Raw genomic sequence first — 24,147 nt, 5'->3', positions numbered from 1 at the left:
AAAAACTTAAAGACTCATAAACTCAAAATCCTATGGCAGAGAAAGAACAACGAATGATGAACGCCCGCCTGCAGTTCATCACACACTATACCGACCAATACAGCTACCTCGACTCGGTACGCCTGGCTCTCGAAGGCGGATGCCGCTGGATACAGCTACGCATGAAGGATGCCACAGCCGACGAGATAATACGTACAGGATTAGAGGCCGCCGACCTGTGCCACAGTTACGGCGCCACCTTCCTCATCGACGACCATGTAGAACTGGTCGGACGTATCCATGCCGACGGCGTCCATTTGGGCAAGAACGACATGCCCATAGCAGAGGCACGGCACCTGCTGGGCGATGACTGCATCATAGGCGGCACAGCCAACACCATCGACGATGTAAGGGCACACTACCGCTCGGGAGCTGACTACATCGGGTGCGGTCCCTTCCGCTACACCACTACCAAGAAGAACCTCAGCCCCATACTAGGACTGGAAGGCTACGCCGGCATCGTCCGCCACATGCAGCAGGAAAGCATCAATCTGCCCATAGTAGCTATTGGGGGTATCACCAATGCAGACATTCCCGCCTTAATGCAAACCGGCATCAGCGGCATTGCCCTGTCGGGTAGTATTCTGCGAGCCAATAATCCGGTGGAGGAGATGCAGTCGGTGTGCCGAGAATTAAAAATGAATAATTAAAAATTAAAAACGAGGTTCATGCATTCCGTGTAATCCGTGACAGATAATTTTAGTCGAAAGGGGCCTGTATAACTCCTAAAAAATAAATTCGCAATTCAATAAATAAAAATACTCGATATGGAAAAACTAGTCATCGCGGGACGTGAGTTCGACTCCCGCCTCTTCCTGGGAACAGGAAAATTCAACTCGAACGAAGTAATGGAACAATCCATCCTGGCATCGGGCACCGAAATGGTCACCGTAGCCATGAAGCGCATCGAACTGGAAAACAAAGACGACGACATGTTGCGGCACATTGTACATCCGCACATACAACTGTTACCTAACACCTCGGGGGTACGCAATGCCGAAGAAGCTATATTCGCTGCCCAAATGGCACGCGAGGCTTTTGGTACCAACTGGCTGAAGTTGGAAATCCATCCAGACCCTCGTTACCTGCTCCCCGACTCTACCGAGACACTGAAAGCAACCGAAGAGCTGGTGAAGCTGGGATTCGTCGTACTGCCTTACTGCCAGGCCGACCCTACCCTGTGTAAGCGCCTTGAAGAAGCTGGTGCTGCAACAGTGATGCCACTGGCAGCCCCCATCGGAACCAACAAAGGACTGCAAACACGCGACTTCCTGCGCATCATCATCGAACAGAGCAACGTGCCCGTCGTAGTAGACGCCGGTATCGGTGCTCCCAGTCATGCTGCCGAAGCCATGGAAATGGGTGCAGCTGCTTGCCTGGTGAACACAGCCATCGCCGTAGCCGGCAATCCTGTAGAAATGGCTATCGCTTTCAAAGAAGCCGTCATAGCCGGACGCCGTGCCTACGAAGCCGGACTGGGCACACAAGCAGCCGACCTGGTTGCATCGGCCTCCTCACCACTGACAGCCTTCTTAAACAATTAATAATTAATAATGAAAAATTAAGAACGAGAAAGAGGCAACTCTCCCACTATTATTTTTTAACTTTTAATTTTTAATTCCATAAATGAAAGAACAAGATAAAAGAGCGTACGCTCATGCAGAGAAAGCCTACATGCAGGGCACTCTTTATCCTTATATAAAGGTAGGAATGCAGAAAGTCAACCTCACCCCCACCGTGACAATTGTCGACGGCGAGAAAGTGATGACACCCAATGCCCCCGTCTATGTCTACGACACCAGTGGTCCTTTCAGCGATCCAGATATTGAGATTGACCTGAAAAAAGGATTGCCCCGTATGCGCGAAAGCTGGATAACCGGTCGGGGTGACGTAGAACAGCTGCCCTCCATCACCTCCGAATACGGAAAGATGCGCCGCGACGACAAGAGCCTCGACCACCTGCGCTTCGAGCACATCGCCCTGCCCTACCGCGCCAAAGCAGGTAAAAACATTACCCAGATGGCCTATGCCAAGGCAGGTATCATCACCCCCGAAATGGAGTATGTGGCCATCCGCGAAAATATGAATTGCCGTGAACTGGGCATCGACACCTACATCACCCCCGAGTTTGTCCGCGATGAAATAGCAGCCGGACGCGCCGTATTGCCTGCCAACATTAACCACCCAGAAAGCGAACCGATGATTATCGGACGCAACTTCCTGGTGAAAATCAATACCAACATCGGTAATTCAGCTACGACATCGAGCATCGACGAAGAAGTAGATAAGGCCGTATGGAGCTGTCGCTGGGGAGGTGATACCCTGATGGATCTCTCTACCGGAGCCAACATCCACGAAACACGCGAATGGATTATACGCAACTGCCCTGTACCCGTAGGTACTGTACCTATCTATCAGGCTTTGGAGAAAGTAAACGGACGAGTGGAAGACCTGACGTGGGAAATCTATCGCGACACCCTCATCGAACAATGCGAACAGGGAGTAGACTACTTCACCATCCATGCCGGCATACGCCGTCAGAATGTACATCTGGCCGACAAGCGTTTGTGCGGCATCGTTTCACGTGGCGGAAGTATCATGAGCAAATGGTGCCTTATCCACGATCGTGAAAGCTTCCTTTACGAGCACTTCGACGACATCTGCGACATTCTGGCTCAGTACGACGTTGCCATCTCACTGGGTGATGGTCTGCGTCCAGGCTGTATAGCCGACGCCAACGATGAAGCGCAGTTTGCCGAACTCGATACCATGGGCGAGCTTGTGCTCCGCGCCTGGGACAAGAACGTTCAGGCATTCATCGAAGGCCCGGGACACGTTCCTTTGCACAAAATACGTGAGAACATGGAACGACAGATTGACCATTGCCACAATGCCCCCTTCTATACTCTTGGACCGCTTGTCACCGACATTGCTCCTGGTTACGACCACATCACTTCGGCCATCGGTGCGGCCCAGATAGGCTGGTTGGGTACGGCCATGCTGTGCTACGTCACTCCGAAAGAACACCTTGGATTGCCTAATAGAGAAGATGTACGTACCGGTGTCATCACCTATAAAATCGCCGCTCATGCAGCCGACTTAGCCAAGGGACATCCTGGTGCACAAATCCGTGACAATGCCTTGAGTAAAGCCCGCTACGAATTCCGCTGGCGCGACCAGTTCCACCTGAGTCTCGACCCCGACCGTGCATTGGAATACTTCAACGAAGGACGCCATACCGACGGCGAGTATTGCACGATGTGCGGTCCCAACTTCTGTGCCATGAAGCTGAGTCGGGATCTTAAAGAAATTAATAATTAAACACCAATCACAACTTTTAATTTTTAACTTTTAATTATTCACTGAACCAAATGTTTTCAGAAGAACTTGAAAAAATAGATTGGGAGGAAACCACCAAAGCCATCTACTCGAAAACCGAAAACGATGTGCTTCGCGCCCTCGGCAAAGAGCACTGCGATGTAGATGACTTCATGGCACTTGTGTCACCCGCCGCCAGCAAATACCTGGAACCCATGGCACAACTGAGCAAGAAGTATACCGAAGAACGTTTCGGCAAGACCATATCCATGTTCATACCTCTTTACATCACCAACTCGTGTACGAACTCGTGCGTCTATTGCGGATTCCATATCAGTAACCCGATGGCACGCACCATTCTGACTGAAGAAGAGATTGTGAACGAATACAAAGCTATCAAAAAGCTGGCCCCCTTCGAGAACCTGCTGCTGGTAACGGGCGAAAACCCTGCCAAAGCCGGCGTGCCTTACATAGCCCGTGCACTCGACCTGGCCAAGCCTTACTTCTCGAACCTGAAAATCGAGGTAATGCCTCTTAAAACGGAAGAATATGCCGAGCTGAAAGAACATGGGCTGAACGGAGTCATCTGCTTTCAGGAAACATACAACAAAGCTCACTACAACATCTATCATCCGCGTGGCATGAAATCGAAGTTTGAGTGGCGTGTTAACGGCTTCGACCGCATGGGACAGGCTGGCGTTCACTCTATCGGTATGGGAGTGCTGATTGGTCTGGAAAAAGAATGGCGCACGGATATCACTATGATGGCGTACCATCTGCGTTACCTGCAAAAACATTACTGGAAGACGAAATACAGCGTCAACTTCCCGCGTATGCGCCCGGCCGAAAACGAAGGCTTCCAACCCAACGTCATTATGAGCGACCGTGAACTGGCACAAGTAACCTTTGCTATGCGCATTTTCGACCACGACGTAGACATTTCGTACTCGACCCGCGAACCGGCTTACATCCGTGATCACATGGCTGCACTCGGAGTGACTACCATGAGTGCTGAAAGCAAGACCGAACCCGGAGGATATTATACCTATCCACAAGCATTGGAACAATTCCACATCAGCGACGACCGTACGGCAGTAGAAGTAAATGCTGCCCTGAAACACATCGGACGCGAACCGGTATGGAAAGACTGGGATGCAAGTTTTGACTTGTTCAGTTCCAAATAATCTATTTTCTGTAATACAAGGAATGGTACACTTGTGATACTACCAATCACAAAGATGTCCCATTCCTTTACCATAGATAAAAAACTCAAAAAATAACAGCCATGACCTCACGGTATACCAGACAAACCGCTTTGCCTGAAATAGGTGAAACCGGACAGGAACGCCTTTCGCGCGCACGTGTCCTTATTATAGGTGTAGGCGGACTTGGCGCTCCTATCGCCCTCTACCTGACAGCAGCCGGTATAGGAACAATCGGCCTGATTGATGATGATGTTGTCAGCTTAAGTAACCTGCAACGCCAAGTGTTATACAGCGAAGCTGAAGTAGGACAACCCAAAGTAATTTGTGCTGCCCGACGCTTGCATGAACTGAATAGCCAAACATCCATACACACCTATCAGACAAGGCTAACCCGCCTGAATGCCGAAAAGCTGATCGCAGAATACGACATCGTAATAGACGGATGCGACAATTTTACCACCCGCTACCTGATAAGCGATGTCAGCTCCCGACTGGGAAAGCCTTATGTCTATGGTGCTATTCAGGGATTCGAAGGCCAGGTTTCCGTATTCAATTACGGCGAACAACCACGTACCTACCGTGATCTCTACCCAGACGAAGCCAACATGCTTCAGTTGACACCAGATTCATCAGTAATAGGTATTACCCCTGCCGTAGTAGGAAGTATGGAAGCCAATGAAGTGCTGAAAATTGTCTGCGGATACGGAGATGTATTATCAGAAAAGTTGTGGACCATCGATCTGAGAACCCTCCAGACTTACCAATTAGCATTCTGATTACATACCGATATGCGCCCCTACAAACCAACTAACTACCCAACACCGTATTGAGCTTTACAAACAAGTTGACTATGAAACTGATTGTTATCACCCGTCCCGACTTCTTCCCTGGCGAAGCGGAAGCTATCACCACCTTGTTCTACTATGGTCTGGAAATTCTTCATTTGCGAAAGCCAGAATCTGACATTACAGAAATTGAAAGTCTACTAGACAAGATACCCGAAGAATATCATTCGCGCATTGTTGTTCACGAACATTTTCAATTAGTCAACCGATATCATCTGAAAGGTATCCATTTGAACAGGCGTAATCCCCATGTTCCCCAAGACTATAAAGGACATATCAGTTGCTCCTGTCACTCGTTAGAAGAGGTCAAGCAACACAAGCCATCCTGCAATTACGTATTCCTTAGCCCCATCTTCGACAGTATATCCAAAGCCGGCTATTCGTCGGCTTTCACAACCAACCAGTTGCAAGAAGCCCACCGACAAGGCATCATCGATTCCCGTGTCATGGCATTAGGAGGGCTCGATAGCGAACGGATGAACGACATAAAACAATTCGGCTTCGGAGGTGCCGTTTTGTTGGGCGATATCTGGAATCATTTAGGCAATGACTTCATACCTCATTTTCTTCGTCTACGGCAAGCCGCTTTCACACCAATCATCCTGTCCATTGCAGGCTCTGACTGCTCGGGTGGTGCAGGCATTCAGGCCGACACAAAAACCATTTCAGCCTTAGGAGGATATGCCGCTACCGTCATAACAGCCATCACTGCCCAAAATACCCAAGGCGTACAAGCCGTCTATCCACAAACAGATGAGACAGTACGACGTCAGATAGAATCTGTGATGGACGACCTCCCCCCTCATGCCGTTAAAATAGGTATGGTACACGATGCAAATATTGTTACAGCCATTACTGATTGCCTGCAAATATACCGCCCTCTACATGTTGTCTACGATCCGGTCATGATCTCTACCAGTGGGCGCCGGTTGATGACTGAAAAAACCATACAAGCTATCTGCGAAAAGCTGTTTCCCCTATGTACGCTCATCACTCCCAATCTGCACGAAACAGCACTGCTGACCGGTAACACAATAAACAGTATAAACGACATGGAAGAAGCCGCACAAACTCTTGCCCATCGTTATGGAATTTCAGTACTCGTAAAAGGCGGGCACCTGGAAGGAAACGAAATGTGTGATGTCCTGTTCCATCGGGAAAACATATATCGCTATAGTGTAGCCAAAATTGAAAGCCATAATCTGCATGGAACCGGTTGCACGCTTTCGTCAGCCATCGCCACACAATTGGCCTACGGAAATTCCATGGAAGAGGCTGTCAGACAAGCCAAACAATATGTTTATCAGGCCATCAATCGAGGGAAAAACATGCAAATTGGTCAAGGGAACGGTCCGCTATGGCACTTTTTTTAGAATAATACCTACTTATTCTTAATTTAATCCGCTATTTTTGCAGAGATTATCACCATTAATAGGTATTAATATGGAAAAAGCAAAAGTATATTATTCGGATTTGCGTACTTCTCCAACATCAAACCTGCTGGACAAAATGGAACGCCTGTTGAAACGTGCCGGTATTGCGCAGCTTCCCTTAAAAGATAGCTTTACAGCTATCAAAATTCACTTTGGTGAACCTGGAAACCTGGCATATATACGTCCTAACTATGCTGCACGTATGGCAAACCTGCTTCGCCAACTGGGTGCAAAGCCTTTTCTGACCGACTGTAACACTTTATATAGCGGACGCCGTTCGAATGCAGTAGACCACTTACAAAGTGCCATGGAAAATGGATTCAATCCCATATCGGCACAATGTCAGGTTATTATAGGCGACGGTCTGAAAGGTACAGATTACCGTGAAATTCCTTTAAACGGTGAATACTGTCCTGCTCCCAAAATCGGTACAGCCATTGCCGATGCAGATGTGATCATCAGCATGAACCACTTCAAAGGACATGAACAGGCGGGCTTCGGCGGTGCACTGAAGAACCTGGGAATGGGATGTGCCAGTGTAGGCGGGAAACTGGAATTGCACGCAGCATCGCAACCCAAGATTAATACAAACAACTGCATCGGATGCAACATCTGTGTAAAGCATTGTGCCCACGACGCCGTGCATCTGAATGCGGACCGCAAAGCCGAAATAGACTATACAAAATGCGTCGGCTGTGGCCAATGTGTTGCCTTATGCCAACATGATGCTGCCGTCGTCAGCGATTGGGACACCTCAGAACGGTTGAACTACAAAATTGCAGAATATGCTTTGGCTGTAGTAAAAGACAAACCACATTTTCATATCAGTTTCATTATGAACGTATCACCCGAGTGTGACTGCTGGAACCATAATGATGCTGCTATCATCCCCGATCTTGGAATGCTGGCTTCAGCCGACCCTGTCGCATTGGACAAAGCTTGCGCCGACATGGTCATAGCTACTCCCATCCTACACGGCAACAACGTATTGGGCGAGAAGCACGAACACGAGGACCTGTGCGGATGCGACAAATTCCATATAATACATCCCGATACCGACTGGTTAGCAGGACTTCGCCACGCCGAGAAAATCGGTTTGGGAACAATGGAATACGAACTTATCAAAATATAAATCTTAATATCACACCGAAATATGGAAACAAATGCAAGATTTTACTCATTGTCTTTCGGAAACATAAAGACATACTTGTTTGCCTTCTTATTTATAGCAGGCAACATCCTTCTGCCACAGCTCTGCCATCTTATTCCAGCTGGTGGACCGACATTACTGCCAATCTACTTCTTTACTCTGATTGCAGCTTATAAATACGGGTTCCGGGTAGGTTTGCTGACAGCATTGCTTTCACCTGTCATTAACCACCTGCTTTTCGGCATGCCCGCAACTTCCATACTCCTCCCTATTCTGATCAAATCAACATTGCTGGCAGGCGCTGCCGCCATGACCGCCCATTATACACAAAAAGCAACTATTGCGACCCTGCTTATCGTTGTTCTGGCTTATCAGTTCATCGGTACTGGTTTTGAATGGGCTTTGTGCGGAGATTTTTACCTCGCTATTCAGGACTTTCGTATGGGAATCCCAGGAATGCTGATACAATGGTGGGGAGGTTTTCTGTTGCTGAAAGCCATCAGAAATCTCTGATAAATCCATCACGATATAGACCGGAACATGATCGGATGAAAATCCTTTCATGTTCCGTTTTTTTATATCTGCCAACCTTCGAATAAGTTTCCCCCTATAAAAAGCATATTTTTGCCCAAAATATTTCCATTCTTATACGTTATTCAAACAAGAAAATCATTAAATTCGTGCCGAATAAATGATACAAATCCCGAAAAATGGAAATTATAACAAATAACTGGTCTACGAAAAAATATGCTGTAGGATTTGCTTTAAGCGGTGGATTCATCAAAGGATTTGCACATTTGGGAGTCATGCAGGCACTACTGGAACATGACATTCATCCTAACATTATATCAGGAACCAGTGCCGGAGCATTAGCCGGTGTCTTCTATGCTGATGGGAACGAACCCCATAAAGTCCTTGACTACTTTGCCGGACACAAATTTCAGGACCTGACAAAATTAGTGATACCCAAAGTAGGACTGTTCGAGTTGGACGAGTTTATCGACTTTTTACGAAGCAACCTGAAAGCCAAGAAACTGGAACAACTGCAAATTCCCCTTATCATAACAGCAACCGATCTAGACCATGGCCGTATCGTACATTTCCACAAAGGCGACATAGCAGAACGGGTAGCCGCCTCCTGCTGTATGCCGGTACTGTTCTCTCCAGTAAAAATAGAAGGAACATATTATGTAGACGGTGGTTTAATGATGAACCTGCCAGTTTCCACGATTCGCCGGATCTGTGAGAAAGTAGTCGCAGTAAATGTCAGCCCGCTCATGGCTACCAAATACAAAATGAATATTGTAAGCATAGCTTTACGTTCTTACAATTTCATGTTCCGTTCCAATTCATTCCCTGAACGGGAAAAAGCCGACCTGCTGATAGAGCCTTATAACTTGGCAGGATACAGCAATACAGAATTGGAAAAAGCAGAAGAAATATTCATGCAGGGCTATAATACAGCCAATGAAATACTGGCACAAGCATTGTCCGAGAAAGGAAGTGTCTGGAAAACCTAAAAGCTAAAGTATGCTTCCGACTCTAAATCTAATTCACATAGTATCAATCTTCAATCAAACATAATAAAATGAAGGATAATCATAATAAGCCAATCATCTATCAAGTTTTCACACGTCTGTTTGGAAACAATAATAATCATTGTATCTACAATGGAAATATCACAGAAAACGGATGCGGTAAAATGGCGGACTTTACCATAAAAGCCTTAAACGAAATAAAAAAACTAGGAGCAACCCATATATGGTATACAGGCATCATAGAACATGCAACCCAAACCGATTATCGTCGTTACAACATCCGGCCTGACCATCCGGCATTTGTTAAAGGAAAAGCTGGTTCGCCGTATGCCATCAAAGACTACTACGATGTAGATCCGGACTTAGCCAAAGATATTCCCGGACGAATGAAAGAATTCGAGAACCTTGTATTGCGCACACACAGATGTGACTTAAAGGTTATCATCGACTTTGTACCCAATCATGTAGCACGCCAGTATCATTCGGACAGCCAGCCCGACGGAACAGCTCAATTAGGAGCCAATGATGATCCGGCTTATGCTTTCAGCCCCTATAATAATTTTTATTATATACCGAACTCTGAGCTCCATGCCCAATTTGACATGAAAGGAGCTGCTGCCGAAGCATATAAAGAATACCCGGCCAAAGCAACAGGCAATAACCGTTTCGATGCTTATCCGAACATCAATGACTGGTATGAAACCGTAAAACTGAACTATGGTATAGATTATCAGAATGGGAACACTCCTCATTTTAATCCGATTCCGGATACCTGGACTAAGATGTTGGATATCCTATTATTCTGGGCTGGTAAAAATATCGATGGTTTCCGTTGCGATATGGCAGAAATGGTGCCTGTAGAGTTTTGGGAATGGGCCATACCTCAAGTAAAAGCACAATATCCATCGATCCTATTCATTGCCGAAGTTTATAATCCTGCCGAATACAAGAATTATCTGTTCCGTGGAAAATTCGATTATTTATACGATAAAGTCGGACTATATGATACATTGCGCTCCATCATCTGCAATAATGGATCGGCAACTGCCATCACTCATGCATGGCAAAATCTGGGAGGAATTGAAAAGCGCATGCTCAACTTCCTGGAAAATCATGACGAACAACGAATAGCCTCCGATTTTTTTGCCGGCAATCCATTCAAAGCGATCCCAGGCTTAATCGTATCGGCCTGCATGAATACCAACCCCATGATGATCTACTTTGGACAAGAATTTGGAGAACCTGGTATGGATAACGAAGGCTTCAGTGGACGCGATGGCAGGACAACTATCTTCGACTATTGGAGTATAGATACAATACGACGCTGGCGTAACGGAGGAAAATTCGACGGTAATATGCTTACAGATGAACAAAAAGCTTTGCATTCCATTTATCAGCGTGTTTTGACTCTTTGCAATGAAGAAAAAGCAATCTCACAAGGGGACTTCTTCGACTTGATGTATGCTAACATAAACGGTTGGCGTTTTAATGAGCACAGACAATATGCTTTCTTGCGCAAATATGAAAACGAATTGCTCCTCATTGTTGTCAATTTCGATCATATGTCCATGGATCTTGCCATCAACATACCGACACATGCCTTCAATTTTCTGCAGATACCACAAAATCCCCAATATCGGGCAAAAGATTTAATTAGTGGAGAAGAAGAAGACATCAGCCTGCTGCCCTATAAGGCTACAGATATTTCAGTAAAAGGATACAGTGGAAAAATACTGAAAATCATATTGTAATCAGATATAAAAAACACAATGTATAGAAACGAGCTATGAACGATCCCCATATATTAGGAACTGAACGCATAGGCAAACTGCTTCTGCAATACTCTATCCCTGCCATTATCGGTATGACCATCACCTCGCTGTATAATATCATCGACAGCATTTTTATAGGTCATGGTGTAGGAGCCATGGGTATTGCTGGCCTTGCCATTACTTTTCCACTTATGAATCTCGTTGTAGCGTTCTGTACATTGGTATCAGCCGGAGGGGCTACCATCTCATCCATCCGTTTAGGACAACAAGACCTGAAAGGCGCTAATGAAATTGCAGCTACCACACTGACACTTTGCCTGATAAACTCTATCCTTTTCGGAAGCATATCTTTGCTTTTTCTGGATGAGATACTTCTATTTTTCGGAGCCAGCAATGACACTCTGCCTTATGCCCGTGATTTTATGCAAGTTATTCTGCTAGGAACACCTATTTCTTACACCATGATCGGGCTGAATAATATCATGCGTGCTACCGGTTATCCACGTAAAGCCATGCTGACCTCACTGGTAACAGTGATATGCAATGTGGTTCTGGCTCCTATATTCATTTTCCACTTCGAATGGGGAATCCGTGGAGCAGCAACAGCTACCATAATTTCCCAATTTATCGGAATGGTTTGGGTTCTGCAACACTTTATTCAAAAAACAAGTGTAGTGCAGTTGCATCGTGGATTCTGGAAAATCAAGAAACGCATTATCGGCAATATTTTCTCTATCGGAATGTCGCCATTTCTAATGAATGTAACAGCCTGTGCCATTGTCATTATAGTAAACAACAGTCTGCAACGCTATGGAGGAGATATGGCAATCGGTGCATATGGCATCATCAACCGCCTGTTAGTGCTTTATGTCATGATTGTATTAGGACTGACAATGGGTATGCAACCCATCGTAGGATATAATTTCGGAGCACTGAAACACGAACGGGTAAAAGCGACTTTGAAATTAAGTATCCTGACTGGGGTATGTATCACAAGTTCCGGGTTCATCATCTGTGAATTGTTTCCTCATGCCGTTTCGGCTGTTTTCACCAGTGACGAGCATCTCATCGACATGGCTTCGCACGGAGTACGCATTTGCATAGCCATATTTCCATTTGTAGGTGCACAAATTGTCATAGGTAACTTCTTTCAAAGTATCGGCATGGCCAAAATCAGCATATTTCTCTCTCTAACCAGACAATTATTATATCTATTGCCTGGTCTGATATTCTTCCCCCGATTTTTAGGATTGGATGGAGTATGGACCAGCATGCCTGTATCAGACTTTTTTGCTTTTGTCACTGCTGTAATTGCACTTTGGATTTATATCAAGAAAGTGGAGAAGAAATACCCTTCGTCTGTGCAAAGTTAGCAGTTTACTCTCATTTTAATAATAACCATGTTTCTGTAAAAAAGCATCTGTATACTTCCTTATTTCATAAAAGACGGAAGTCAACGGCTCACGATATAAGAAGAGTGGATGTCCCAGATCTTCAAACAAATGCAATTCGCAATCTATCCCCAAAGAATCCATCTTCGCTTTGTACGCTTCACACGTTTCTACAGGGACATACTGATCTTTAGTTCCTACCAAGAGCAAAGTTGGCGGAGTCTTGGAATTAATATTATGCAGAGGAGAGATCTTCTGATAATTATCTTTCATCAATTTAGGTCCATATCCTTGCGGACTATTATCAATAACCGGATAATACAACAATAATAAATCCGGGATATATGATTCTGTATCTCCCTCGGAGATATTAGATACAGTCCCCAAAGCCGCAGCCAATTGCCCACCAGCAGACGCTCCTGCGGCCACAATTCTTGTAGAATCAACATGCAGTTCCTGTGCATGTTTCTTTATCCAACGGATAGCATCTTTAGTATCATCAAAACTGTGGAAAGGAGTCGTATGGTGCAAAAAATTAATTCTATAGTCCACAGCTATTGCCACATATCCTTTTGAAGCATAATAAGAACATTCCCTATAAAATTGCAAAGGAGTGCCATAGCTCCATCCCCCTCCAAAGAAAAATACAATGGCAGGCTTAACGGATGCAGTTTTCAACTTTCTATCCTCAAAAACATGAAGAGTCAAAGAATCACCCTCTGCAATTGCTTTATATGAATAGATTTGCGGAGTATAAGCTTTCGTCGTCTTATGCACTAACCGAGTAATACCGTCTGCCCAAACTTTTGCTTTTTCCCCAACCACACAAGTTTCGTTACTTTTATTATCAGAAAACTGCTTCTTATGAACGCTTTCAAACGTAATATTAGAGTCAACCCATAATATCCTATCATTTGAAGGCATTCCAGATGTCATCGGTAGCCCTGCAATATGTGACACATACTCACTTCCCAGCCCTGTTTTAGGCAGAATTATCTTAACATTTGAATTAGCCTGCAATATATCTGTAATTACCGAAGCCCAACTTTTAGAGTAATCACTCTTCAAAGTGTCATCGCATTTAACTATATCTAACAGAACAATATCAGGTTGATATTCGGCTACAAGTTTTTCCAGCCTTTCTGCCTTATTACAAGACTTCGAATCCTCAGACAATTGAGTATAACCTCAAATCCGCAACCGCCCTCATAAGATGACACAGAGGTCAAAAAGGTAGCGACACTGTGGCAAAAGAGGGTGCAACGCAGCAAAAATCGCCACAAAGACGCATTAAATCCCCTTACCCCACCATGCGACTTGAGGCAATACGCAAAATCACGACCATAAGTTGTCGGTGTCATCCAAAGTCATTCTGGAACACATCAGCATAAGCGTTGTTGCATGAATAGATATTCAGCACATACTGCCTTGATGTCCTGACCCATTTGGCTGGCACAGAGATGAACTTGAAGACAAACGCCTTGATGCGGCTTGTTGCTTTGAGTCCGAACCTCTTCACGTCAAGCCTCGCCATGATGAATTTATAGAAGTTGCGTATGAGTGCCGTAAGCAGAAGAAACACCGTGTTTTCTCCCATGAAGGATTTTGGAAGCCTGTTCCAGCCGAATCCGTTATTCATGTCATCGAAGATGCGTTCCTTCCCTCCACGGAGGTTATAGAATTCGACAATCTCTTTCTCGGAAGACTCGTAGTCATTTGTAAGGATGCAGCGGTAGGTGTATTCTCCTTCCCACAGGTCGAGTTCGCCGTCTATCCGCTTCTGTCTTTGAATCACAAGACGGTATGCCTTCCCTTTCCATTTCTCGATGAGAATGGAGGCCAGCTCAAACTCAATGCCGCCCAATTCCACTTTCTTCCAACCTCTGAGGGCAAAGATGTCATTGTAGAGCGAACTGCATCGGTTGGCACGGATATAGAAGGTCTTGCAGTGTTTAGCAATCTCTTCCACTATCTCTTCAGAACACGAGCCGCAATCAGCTCTGAAACGGTTGATCATAAGCTTGTTCTTTTCAAACCTTTCAAAGAACCTCTTCAGCGTGTCCTTCTGGTGGAAACGGACATTTGTGTTGCCGTCGCTGTTCTCAATGCCGACAATCAAGTCGCCAATAACCGCCACGCCAGGACGGTATCCGAGAAACTTCTTGTATGTGGGTTTCGCATCAAACTTCTCAGCCTCTATGAACTGGTGGTCGAAGTCAACGTCATACCCCTCGCCATCTTTCAGCTGCCCTGTGGACAATAGGCAATTGAGGAGCAGTGTATTCAGCATGTCTGCCGTGTTTAAGTCGTAGGTCTTGCCAGTGTCGGATGTGTAGGAAATGTTATCCTGGGTCAGTTCCTTTATGGCTCTGAGAATCGTGTCGGCACTGCATGTGCGAAGTGTCGGATGAAGCGAGAGGTGATACATCAGATGAGTGGTGACATCCTCTATGCATGAGCCGCCACAGAAATAAACGCTCATAAGCGAACGGATGATTTCGCTGTATTGATAACCATACAGCCTACATCTCATACCGAGGGTTGAGTCGATTACAGATGAGAGATTGGAGTCAAATTGCTCCATTATTGAAAAAATTCCTCCAAAAGGAGAGAGTTTCTCAGATTTTATTGCTACCTTTGCCATGTCTGTCGGGTTTGATACATATTTTGATTTGCAACACTAAGATAGGTGAAAAATCTGACATGGCAAAATCCTGAGCAACTTTTTGTTGCTCAGGTACTTATAAAATAAGTTAAACTAAAATGCTGCGGAATTTAGGTATAATTCATCTTGCCTATCCTTGTATCTACAATATCAGGGCCGACAAACTTGAATTGAATATCTAGTATAAAAAGCTCCTTCCATAAAGAATATAAGAGTTTTTGATCCGCATGCTTGTCTACTGGTTCCCCATCTTTCATATACATTATAGAATAGTTTTTCGGATGATACAGTTCCCGACTCTCCACTACAACCGATGCGCTTGATGCGTATGAAGACATCAGAACAAAACTCAATAATAAGAATAAGATTTTCTTCATAGCCATGTGTTTTGGACAAAAATAAAAAATAAGATCTGTTTACCCTAGTGTTATTGCATAACAAAAACAGTATAAAATGATAATTAAAGCAGTGTTTCCCCCTTCAGAAAGCTATATTTTATTTATTTTCCCCTTCTCTGTTATGATTAGCGCACTCTTTGTTACTATTTATACCTATTTATAAAGGACTTATTTTCTTATCTTTGTATCAGCCTATAGAATTCTTTTATAATAATAAATAAACCATCTTACAACCATGAAAATAAAACTGTTTTCTTATTGCTTACTGACAGGACTACTACTAGGCTCCTGCAACAACAAAGTCTTTCAACCTACCGAAAACGGAGTTATTGTCAGAATACAACAAAAGAACGAGAATCAGCCGCAATTGGTACGTCTCCAGGTTGTAGGCGAAAAACTTATTCATGTATCTGCTACTCCTCTGGGAAAATTCAGTAAAGAGAAAAGTCTGATCGCCATTCCTCCAGAAGAACAAGTTCCATTCACAGTTCTGCAATCAGGAGATACAATATCCGTTTCGACTCAAGAAGTCAAGGCCAGTGTGCTCAGCTCAACCGGCGAAGTATGGTTCACAGATAAAAACGGAAAATTAATCCTCCAGGAGAACAAGGGGGGAGGAAAACATTTTACACCAATAGAGATAGAAGGTCGTAAAGGTTACACGATCCGTCAAGTATTCGAGTCACCGGACAATGAGGCTTTTTACGGATTGGGACAACATCAGTCCGAAGAATTCAATTACAAAGGAAAGAACGAAGAACTATTCCAATACAACACCAAAGTATCTGTACCATTTATTGTATCCAATAAAAATTATGGTATTCTGCTGGACAGTTACTCCCTATGCCGTTTCGGTAATCCGAATGATTATTCACAATTGGGAGAAGTGTTCAAGCTATACGATAAAGATGGAAAAGAAGGCGCCCTGACCGGCACCTATATACCATCCGAACATTCGGGAAAAGAAACGTTGGTACGTCGTGAGCCTTCCTTGTACTTTGAGCATTTAAAGCGCGAAGACTTGTCGAAAGTCATAAACTTGCCAGAAGGATTTCCATTCATGGGTTCCAAAGTATGTTTCGAAGGAACAATTGAACCTTCGCAAAGTGGAGAATTCAAATTCATCTTATACTATGCCGGATACACTAAAGTCTACATCGACAACAAACTAGTCGTACCCGAACGTTGGCGTACAGCATGGAATCCCAACAGCTACAAATTCTCTGTAAACCTTACAGCTGGTAAGAAAGTTCCCTTGAAAGTAGAATGGGAACCAGACGGTTCTGTCTCTTACTCCGGTTTGCGGGTTTTAAGTCCGGTAGATCCTCATGAACAAGGTAAACAGTCCTGGTGGAGCGAAATGACCCAACAGCTCGATTACTATTTCATTGCCGGAAATGATATGGACGATGTCATCAGCGGCTATCGTACCCTAACTGGCAAAGCTCCCATCATGCCCAAATGGGCCATGGGTTACTGGCAGAGCAGGGAAAGATACAAAACTGCCGATGAGATGCTTACTGCCTTTAAGACGTTCCGCGAGCGCCGCATTCCTATCGACAACATTGTATTAGACTGGAATCACTGGCCGGAAAATGCATGGGGAAGTCATGAATTCGACAAGCAATTTTTCCCCGATCCCAAAGCAATGGTCGACTCTATCCATGCCATGAACGGGCGTATGATGATTTCCGTATGGCCTAAGTTCTACATTAATACCGAACATTATAAAGAATTCGATAAGAACGGATGGATTTATCAGCAGTCTGTAAAAGACAGTCTGAGAGACTGGGTAGGTCCCGGCTACCACTACGGCTTCTACGATGCCTACAATGCCGATGCACGTAAATTATTCTGGAAGCAAATGTACGAACATTATTATCCGCTCAATATCGATGCCTGGTGGATGGATGCCAGTGAGCCTAACATCAGAGATTGTACCGACATGCAATACCGCAAAGACTTATGCGGACCTACTGCCTTAGGGCCTTCTGCCGAATATTTCAATGCTTATGCACTGATGAATGCCGAAGCCATCTACAACGGCCAGCGTAGCGTAGACAACAATAAACGTGTGTTCCTGCTGACCCGTTCCGGATTTGCTGGTCTTCAGCGATATTCCACAGCTACCTGGAGTGGCGACATCGCAACCCGTTGGGAAGATATGAAAGCACAAATTACAGCCGGTTTAAACTTCTCTGTAAGTGGCATCCCCTATTGGACAATGGATATCGGAGGCTTTTGCGTAGAAAGCCGATATGTAAAAGGCCAAACGGAATGGAATAAAACCCAAAAAGAGAATGCAGATTATAAGGAATGGCGCGAACTCAATACACGCTGGTACCAATTCGGTGCTTTTTGTCCTCTGTTCCGTGCTCATGGCCAATATCCTTTCCGTGAAATCTGGGAAATTGCTCCCGAAGGACACCCTGCATATAATTCCGTTGTTTACTATACCAAACTCCGCTACAGGTTAATGCCCTACATTTACACCCTTGCTGGCATGACTTGGCTCAACGATTATACAATCATGCGCCCATTGGTGATGGACTTCGCTGCTGATGAAAATGTAAACAATATAGGCGACCAATTTATGTTCGGTCCTTCCATCATGGTCTCTCCTGTATACCAGTACGAAGCACGAAGCCGTGAAATTTATTTCCCCAAATCGTCCGACTGGTACGACTTCTATACCGGAAAATTGCAAAAAGGAGGAATAAGAAAGAATGTAGATGCCCCATACGAACGTATTCCTTTGTTTGTTCGTGCAGGTTCAATCATACCTTTTGGTCCCGAAATTCAATATACCGACGAGAAGAAAGCAGATTCCATCAAATTATATGTCTATCAGGGAGCCGATGCCTCATTTACGTTATACGAAGATGAAGGCACTAATTACAATTACGAAAAGAACAGATATGCCCTCATTCCTATGACATATGATGAGACAAGCCACCAGCTTATTATTGGTGAGCGAAAGGGAGAATTTGACGGAATGCTTCAGGAACGGACTTTCGAAATCATCCCGGTAAGCAAAAACAATCCCCAAGCATTCAATGACAAAGCCAAAGGGATCACCATCACATACAATGGTAGCTTACAGAAAATACAGCTTTAACCTAAACTGCAAAATATATAGTATATATAGTCATAAATACTTTGATCCGATATATATCATGTATAACACTTAAAAATAAAAAGAATATGAACAAGAAACAGTTTCTTATGATAGGCCTGCTTACCGTAACGTGTACCTGCCTGAAAGCTCAAAACGATGCACTGCCTGTATATCTGGATGAGAATCAACCGATAGAACTGAGAATCAAAGACGCACTCAGCCGTATGACGTTAGAAGAAAAAACACGTCTGAGTTACGCCCAAGGCAAGTTCAGCTCTCCCGGTTGCCCCCGCCTTGGTATCCCCGAATTATGGATGAGCGACGGCCCTCATGGAGTACGTGCAGAAGTCAACTGGAACGACTGGGGATATGCCGGATGGACCAGCGACAGCTGCACAGCCTTCCCAGCCCTCACCTGTCTGGCTGCCAGCTGGAACACAGAACTTGCAGGCAAGTACGGAAAAGCGATTGGTGAAGAAGCACGTTACCGCGAAAAGGATGTTTTGCTGGGACCCGGTGTCAACATATACCGTACTCCTCTTAACGGACGTAATTTCGAATACATGGGCGAAGACCCGTATCTGGCAGCTGAAATGTGTGTTCCTTACATTCAGGGAGTACAATCCAACAAGGTAGCTGTATGCGTCAAGCATTATGCACTGAACAATCAGGAAGTATGGCGTGGCCATATCGACGTGCAAGTAAGTGACAGAGCTTTACGCGAGATTTATTTACCCGCTTTTCAGGCAGCCGTCCAGCGTGGACATGCATGGAGCATCATGGGATCTTACAACAAAGTACGGGGCGTACATGCCACACACAACGAATTGCTGAATAACAAGATCCTGAAAGGAGAATGGGGTTTCGACGGTTGTGTCATTACCGACTGGGGAGCTGCTCACGATACTTATCAGGCTGCCATGTACGGTCTTGACATTGAAATGGGTTCCTATACCAACGGACTGACCTCGGAAGCAGAATTCGGTTACGATGATTACTATTTGGGAAAGAATTATCTGAAAATGATAAAAGAAGGTAAAATCCCTATGGAGGTTGTAAACGACAAAGCTGCACGTGTATTGCGTTTGATATTCCGTACCTCGATGAACAGTCAAAAGGGATTTGGTTCTATGAACAGCGAAGCACACGAACAGACTGCATACGAAATAGCCTCCGAAGGTATTGTTTTGCTGAAAAACCAGAGTTCGAAAAAGAAAGCGGCTCTATTGCCTATTGTTCCCGAAAAATATAACCGCATTTTAGTGGTTGGAGACAATGCAACACGTAATCTGATGTTGGGAGGTGGTTCTTCCGAACTGAAAGTGAAAAGATTTGTATCGCCACTCGAAGGGCTCAAAAAACGATTGGGTAATCGCATAGAATATGCACAAGGCTATACAGCCGGACGTCCGATTTATGGAAATGCAGAAAACATACCGCAATCCGTTATGGATTCTTTACGAAACGATGCAATCGAAAAAGCTGCTAAAGCCGACTTGGTTATTTTCATTGGCGGACTGAACAAAAACCATTATCAGGACTGCGAAGGAGGCGACCGGCTTTCGTACGGATTACCGTTCGGACAGGACGAACTGATCGAGGGACTTGTCAAGGCTAATCCCAATGTCGTAGCAGTCATTGTCAGTGGAAATGCAGTAGAAATGCCATGGAACAACCAGGTTCCTTCCATTGTACAATCATGGTATCTGGGTTCAATCGGCGGAGACGCACTTGCCGATGTAATGACAGGTAAAGTTACTCCAAGCGGTAAACTGCCGTTTTCTTATCCGGTGAAGCTCGAAGACTGCCCGGCTCATCACTTCGGACAACTGAGTTACCCGGGTGATAGCATCAAGGAAGAATATAAAGAAGATATCCTCGTAGGCTACCGTTGGTACGACACCAAGAAAATAGCTCCCCTGTATCCTTTCGGTTATGGATTAAGCTATACGACATTCGATTATTCAAAACCTGCCGCTACATCCAAGACCCTGACAGCAACAGACTCTTTGCAAATATCCCTCAAAGTGCGGAATAGTGGAACAGTCATCGGAAAAGAGATCGTACAACTATACATCGGTGATGAAGAATGCACGCTGCTCCGCCCCCAAAAAGAACTGAAAAAGTTCTGCAAAGTAGAATTGAATCCCGGAGAAGAAAAAGAAATAACTTTCTCTATCACACCCGACGATCTGAAATTCTTTGATGACCGACAACAGAAATGGACTGTCGAACCGGGAAAATTCAAGGCATATATTGCTGCTTCATCAGCAGACATACGCGGAACCGTACAATTTGAATATAAATAATCGGGAAAACTGCAAAAAAGCAACTAGAGATATGCATTCCTCACCAAAATATGCATATCTTTAAAGCCCACAAACAAACAGTTTTTTCAAACAAAATCATTAAACAAACATGAAAAGAAAAAGAATTGCACGATTCGGACTGACATTAGGATGCGTTTGCTTCCTGATGTCAGCATGCCAAACACAAACAGAAGCGTATAAAGACGCTTCATTATCACCTGAAGTACGGGCCGAAGACCTCATCGGCAGACTGAGCTTAGAAGAGAAAGTCTCGTTGATGCAAATGAACTCACCTGCCATTCCAAGACTTGGCATCAAAAAGTATGACTGGTGGAACGAGGCCTTACACGGCGTAGGAAGAGCAGGTACTGCTACCGTTTTTCCACAATGTATAGGTATGGCTGCCTCGTTCGACAACGAGTTGCTGTATGACGTATTTACCGCCGTATCCGACGAAGCACGTGCCAAGAATACTCAATTTGCTAAAAGTGGTGACTTGAAGCGTTATCAAGGACTAACGTTCTGGACTCCCAACGTCAACATCTTCCGAGACCCGCGATGGGGCCGAGGACAAGAAACTTACGGTGAGGATCCCTATCTGGCCGGCGAGATGGGTGTAAGTGTAGTACGTGGCCTGCAAGGTCCCGACACTACCCGATACGATAAATTACATGCCTGTGCCAAACACTTTGCCGTGCATAGTGGTCCTGAATGGAACAGACATGTATTCAATGCCGAAAATATTGCTCCCCGCGACCTGTGGGAAACCTACCTGCCGGCTTTTAAAAGACTGGTTACCGAAGCCGGAGTAAAAGAAGTGATGTGTGCCTACAACCGCTACGAAGGCGAACCATGTTGCGGAAGCAATCGTCTGCTGCAACAGATTCTGCGTGACGAATGGGGATTCGACGGCATCATCCTGTCCGACTGCTGGGCCATAGCCGACTTCTATACCGAGGGAAACCACAACACTGAGCCCGATGCTCAACATGCCAGTGCCAAAGCTGTACGTACAGGAACTGACCTGGAATGCGGAGCAAGCTACGGCTCTCTGGTCGATGCTGTAAAAGAAGGACTGATAGACGAAAAGACGATAGACAAGTCACTCAAGCGTGTGCTGACTGCCCGCTTCGAACTGGGCGAAATGGACGAAGATGTTTCCTGGAAAAGTATTCCATACAGCGTAGTCGATTGCCAGGAACATCGCGACCTTGCCTTGAAGATGGCCGAAGAAAGCCTCGTATTGTTGCAGAACAAAAACAATCTGCTGCCTTTAGACAAACAAACGAAAGTGGCCGTTATGGGTCCCAATGCCAACGACTCCGTGATGCAATGGGGCAATTACAACGGATTCCCCAGCCACACAATCACGTTACTTAAAGGTTTACAGCAAATGTTACCCGAATCGCAGATTATCTACGAACCCGGATGCGACCATACTTCTGAAGTCACCCTGCTCAGCCTCTTCGACCGATGTAGCAGCAACGGACAAAAAGGTTTCAGTGCCATGTACTGGAACAAGCAGAAACCCGACAGTATTCCCGAAGTTACGGCACATGTTGGTACACCTTTCCGTTTCACCACGGCAGGAGCTACCGTGTTTGCTCCCGGAGTAAACCTCGGTGATTTTTCGGCTATCTACGAAGCCACTTTCCGTCCGGACAAAACCGAAGAAATCGCATTCAGTTTCCAGACACAAGGACATGTACGTCTCTACGTCGATGGCAAAGAAGTGGCTTCGGGATTAAATATGAAAAGTGCACGTGCCTATGCCATGCCCGTCGAGGCTGGAAAAGAATACCAGATCAAAGTGGCTTACGTAGCTACCGAAGGCGACTGCGCATCGCTCAACTTCGACCTGGGACGTGAAATTCCTCTTAATCTTTCAGCCTCTGTCAATCGGGTAAAAGATGCCGATGTCATCATTTTCGCCGGTGGTATCTCTCCTCAGCTCGAAGGAGAGGAAATGCCCGTTAAGATCCGTGGATTCCGTGGCGGCGACCGTGAGACCATCGAGCTTCCTTCGATACAGACAGCCTTGCTGAAAGCGCTTAAGAAAGCTGGCAAAAAAATCGTATTCGTCAACTTCTCGGGTTCGGCAATGGCGTTGACTCAAGAAACTGAACTGTGCGATGCCATGTTACAGGCATGGTATCCGGGGCAAGCCGGTGGAGAAGCCATTGCCAAGACATTGTTTGGTGAGTACAATCCGGCCGGCAGATTGCCACTTACTTTCTACAGAAGTACCAGCCAACTTCCCGACTTTGAAGACTATTCACTGAAAGGACGCACTTACCGCTATTTCAAAGGTACTCCCCTCTTCCACTTCGGACATGGGTTAAGCTATACCAACTTTGAATATGGCAATGCCCGACTGAGTGCTCCCTCCATCAAAGCCGGCGAAACGCTTACTGTCACCATCCCCGTAAGCAACATCGGTGCACGCGACGGCGAAGAAGTAGTACAAGTTTATCTGAGACGTCCCGGCGACAAAGAAGGTCCTTCGCATGCCTTGCGCGGATTCAAGCGCGTAGCCATAGCCAAAGGCAATACAACCGATGTAGAAATAGCATTGTCGCCTGAAGATTTCGAATGGTTCGACACAGAGACAAACACCATGCGACAGTTGGAAGGTGAATACGAAATTCTATATGGTGGCACATCAGATGTCAACAAGCTGAAAAAGACAAGCATAACGATAGAATAAGTTTCTCTAACCGTTAAGAATAATAAAGCTGAAATCTATCCTACAGCATAATAGCCGTCAGATAGATTTCAGCTTTTTTTCTGACTATACAATCCCCCCAACACACCGCATTAATTCATCTATAAAGACCAGCCAAACTCCAAGCAACTTACCTGATGTCCTAAAGTCCCTCTTTACGAAGCTAAATACCTTCTTTACGAAGCCAAACACCCTCTTTAGAGATAGCAAATACCGTATTTATACTAACTATATTTCTCCC

The 24,147-nt window shown here is 45.2% G+C and carries 17 protein-coding genes and 1 pseudogene; 15 read left to right on the top strand and 3 right to left on the bottom strand.

Going from position 1 to position 24,147, the window contains the following annotated elements:
• The first annotated feature begins 32 nt into the window (after positions 1 to 32).
• From BQ5591_RS11590 to BQ5591_RS11540, 12 genes and pseudogenes are all read left to right on the top strand, one after another.
• A complete protein-coding gene (locus BQ5591_RS11590; RefSeq protein WP_071149514.1) occupies positions 33 to 689 on the top strand; it encodes a thiamine phosphate synthase in 657 nt (218 codons plus the stop codon).
• A 117-nt stretch (positions 690 to 806) separates the two neighbouring features.
• Positions 807 to 1,583, top strand: coding sequence for a thiazole synthase (locus BQ5591_RS11585; RefSeq protein WP_022163312.1), 777 nt, complete (start codon positions 807 to 809; stop codon positions 1,581 to 1,583).
• 82 nt (positions 1,584 to 1,665) lie between these two features.
• Positions 1,666 to 3,360 (top strand): phosphomethylpyrimidine synthase ThiC, encoded by a 1,695-nt coding sequence (gene thiC / locus BQ5591_RS11580; RefSeq protein ID WP_022163313.1) that lies wholly within the window; start codon positions 1,666 to 1,668, stop codon positions 3,358 to 3,360.
• 50 nt (positions 3,361 to 3,410) lie between these two features.
• Positions 3,411 to 4,541, top strand: a complete 1,131-nt coding sequence (gene thiH, locus BQ5591_RS11575; protein ID WP_071149513.1) for a 2-iminoacetate synthase ThiH — start codon at positions 3,411 to 3,413, stop codon at positions 4,539 to 4,541.
• A gap of 101 nt (positions 4,542 to 4,642) precedes the next feature.
• Positions 4,643 to 5,338 (top strand): HesA/MoeB/ThiF family protein, encoded by a 696-nt coding sequence (locus BQ5591_RS11570; RefSeq protein ID WP_071149512.1) that lies wholly within the window; start codon positions 4,643 to 4,645, stop codon positions 5,336 to 5,338.
• Between the two features lie 74 nt (positions 5,339 to 5,412).
• Positions 5,413 to 5,994, top strand: a pseudogene (locus tag BQ5591_RS21865) (thiamine phosphate synthase); the annotation flags it as partial.
• Between the two features lie 9 nt (positions 5,995 to 6,003).
• Positions 6,004 to 6,780, top strand: a complete 777-nt coding sequence (gene thiD / locus BQ5591_RS11565; protein WP_235817127.1) for a bifunctional hydroxymethylpyrimidine kinase/phosphomethylpyrimidine kinase — start codon at positions 6,004 to 6,006, stop codon at positions 6,778 to 6,780.
• 70 nt (positions 6,781 to 6,850) lie between these two features.
• Entirely contained in the window at positions 6,851 to 7,972 is a 1,122-nt protein-coding gene (locus BQ5591_RS11560) for a DUF362 domain-containing protein (RefSeq protein WP_071149511.1), read from the top strand.
• A 21-nt stretch (positions 7,973 to 7,993) separates the two neighbouring features.
• Complete coding sequence (locus BQ5591_RS11555) at positions 7,994 to 8,503, top strand: ECF transporter S component (protein WP_071149510.1); 510 nt, start codon at positions 7,994 to 7,996, stop codon at positions 8,501 to 8,503.
• A gap of 197 nt (positions 8,504 to 8,700) precedes the next feature.
• Positions 8,701 to 9,510 carry a patatin-like phospholipase family protein gene (locus BQ5591_RS11550; RefSeq protein ID WP_022163320.1) on the top strand — a complete coding sequence of 270 codons (810 nt, stop codon included), beginning with the start codon at positions 8,701 to 8,703 and terminating at the stop codon, positions 9,508 to 9,510.
• A gap of 68 nt (positions 9,511 to 9,578) precedes the next feature.
• Entirely contained in the window at positions 9,579 to 11,279 is a 1,701-nt protein-coding gene (locus BQ5591_RS11545) for an alpha-amylase family protein (RefSeq protein ID WP_071149509.1), read from the top strand.
• A gap of 35 nt (positions 11,280 to 11,314) precedes the next feature.
• Entirely contained in the window at positions 11,315 to 12,673 is a 1,359-nt protein-coding gene (locus BQ5591_RS11540) for an MATE family efflux transporter (RefSeq protein WP_071149508.1), read from the top strand.
• A gap of 15 nt (positions 12,674 to 12,688) precedes the next feature.
• Here BQ5591_RS11540 and BQ5591_RS11535 read toward each other — a convergent pair whose 3' ends face one another.
• From BQ5591_RS11535 to BQ5591_RS11525, 3 genes are all read right to left on the bottom strand, one after another.
• Entirely contained in the window at positions 12,689 to 13,759 is a 1,071-nt protein-coding gene (locus BQ5591_RS11535; RefSeq protein WP_159434461.1) for an alpha/beta hydrolase, read from the bottom strand.
• 289 nt (positions 13,760 to 14,048) lie between these two features.
• Positions 14,049 to 15,335 (bottom strand): IS1380 family transposase, encoded by a 1,287-nt coding sequence (locus tag BQ5591_RS11530; RefSeq protein WP_071147970.1) that lies wholly within the window; start codon positions 15,333 to 15,335, stop codon positions 14,049 to 14,051.
• A 131-nt stretch (positions 15,336 to 15,466) separates the two neighbouring features.
• Complete coding sequence (locus tag BQ5591_RS11525) at positions 15,467 to 15,733, bottom strand: hypothetical protein (RefSeq protein ID WP_159434460.1); 267 nt, start codon at positions 15,731 to 15,733, stop codon at positions 15,467 to 15,469.
• Positions 15,734 to 15,989: 256 nt separating this feature from the next.
• Between BQ5591_RS11525 and BQ5591_RS11520 the strand changes: the two genes are divergently transcribed.
• The 3 genes from BQ5591_RS11520 (at position 15,990) to xyl3A (ending at position 23,888) form a co-directional block, all read left to right on the top strand.
• Entirely contained in the window at positions 15,990 to 18,872 is a 2,883-nt protein-coding gene (locus tag BQ5591_RS11520; protein ID WP_071149505.1) for a glycoside hydrolase family 31 protein, read from the top strand.
• A gap of 86 nt (positions 18,873 to 18,958) precedes the next feature.
• Positions 18,959 to 21,181, top strand: coding sequence for a glycoside hydrolase family 3 C-terminal domain-containing protein (locus tag BQ5591_RS11515; RefSeq protein ID WP_083380961.1), 2,223 nt, complete (start codon positions 18,959 to 18,961; stop codon positions 21,179 to 21,181).
• 109 nt (positions 21,182 to 21,290) lie between these two features.
• Complete coding sequence (gene xyl3A, locus BQ5591_RS11510) at positions 21,291 to 23,888, top strand: xylan 1,4-beta-xylosidase (RefSeq protein WP_071149504.1); 2,598 nt, start codon at positions 21,291 to 21,293, stop codon at positions 23,886 to 23,888.
• The last annotated feature ends 259 nt before the right edge of the window (positions 23,889 to 24,147 follow it).

The sequence above is a fragment of the Bacteroides ndongoniae genome (assembly GCF_900108345.1).
GTDB lineage: Bacteria > Bacteroidota > Bacteroidia > Bacteroidales > Bacteroidaceae > Bacteroides > Bacteroides ndongoniae.
Note: the sequence above shows the minus strand (reverse complement) of the source record. Positions and strands in the feature narration are given on the sequence as shown.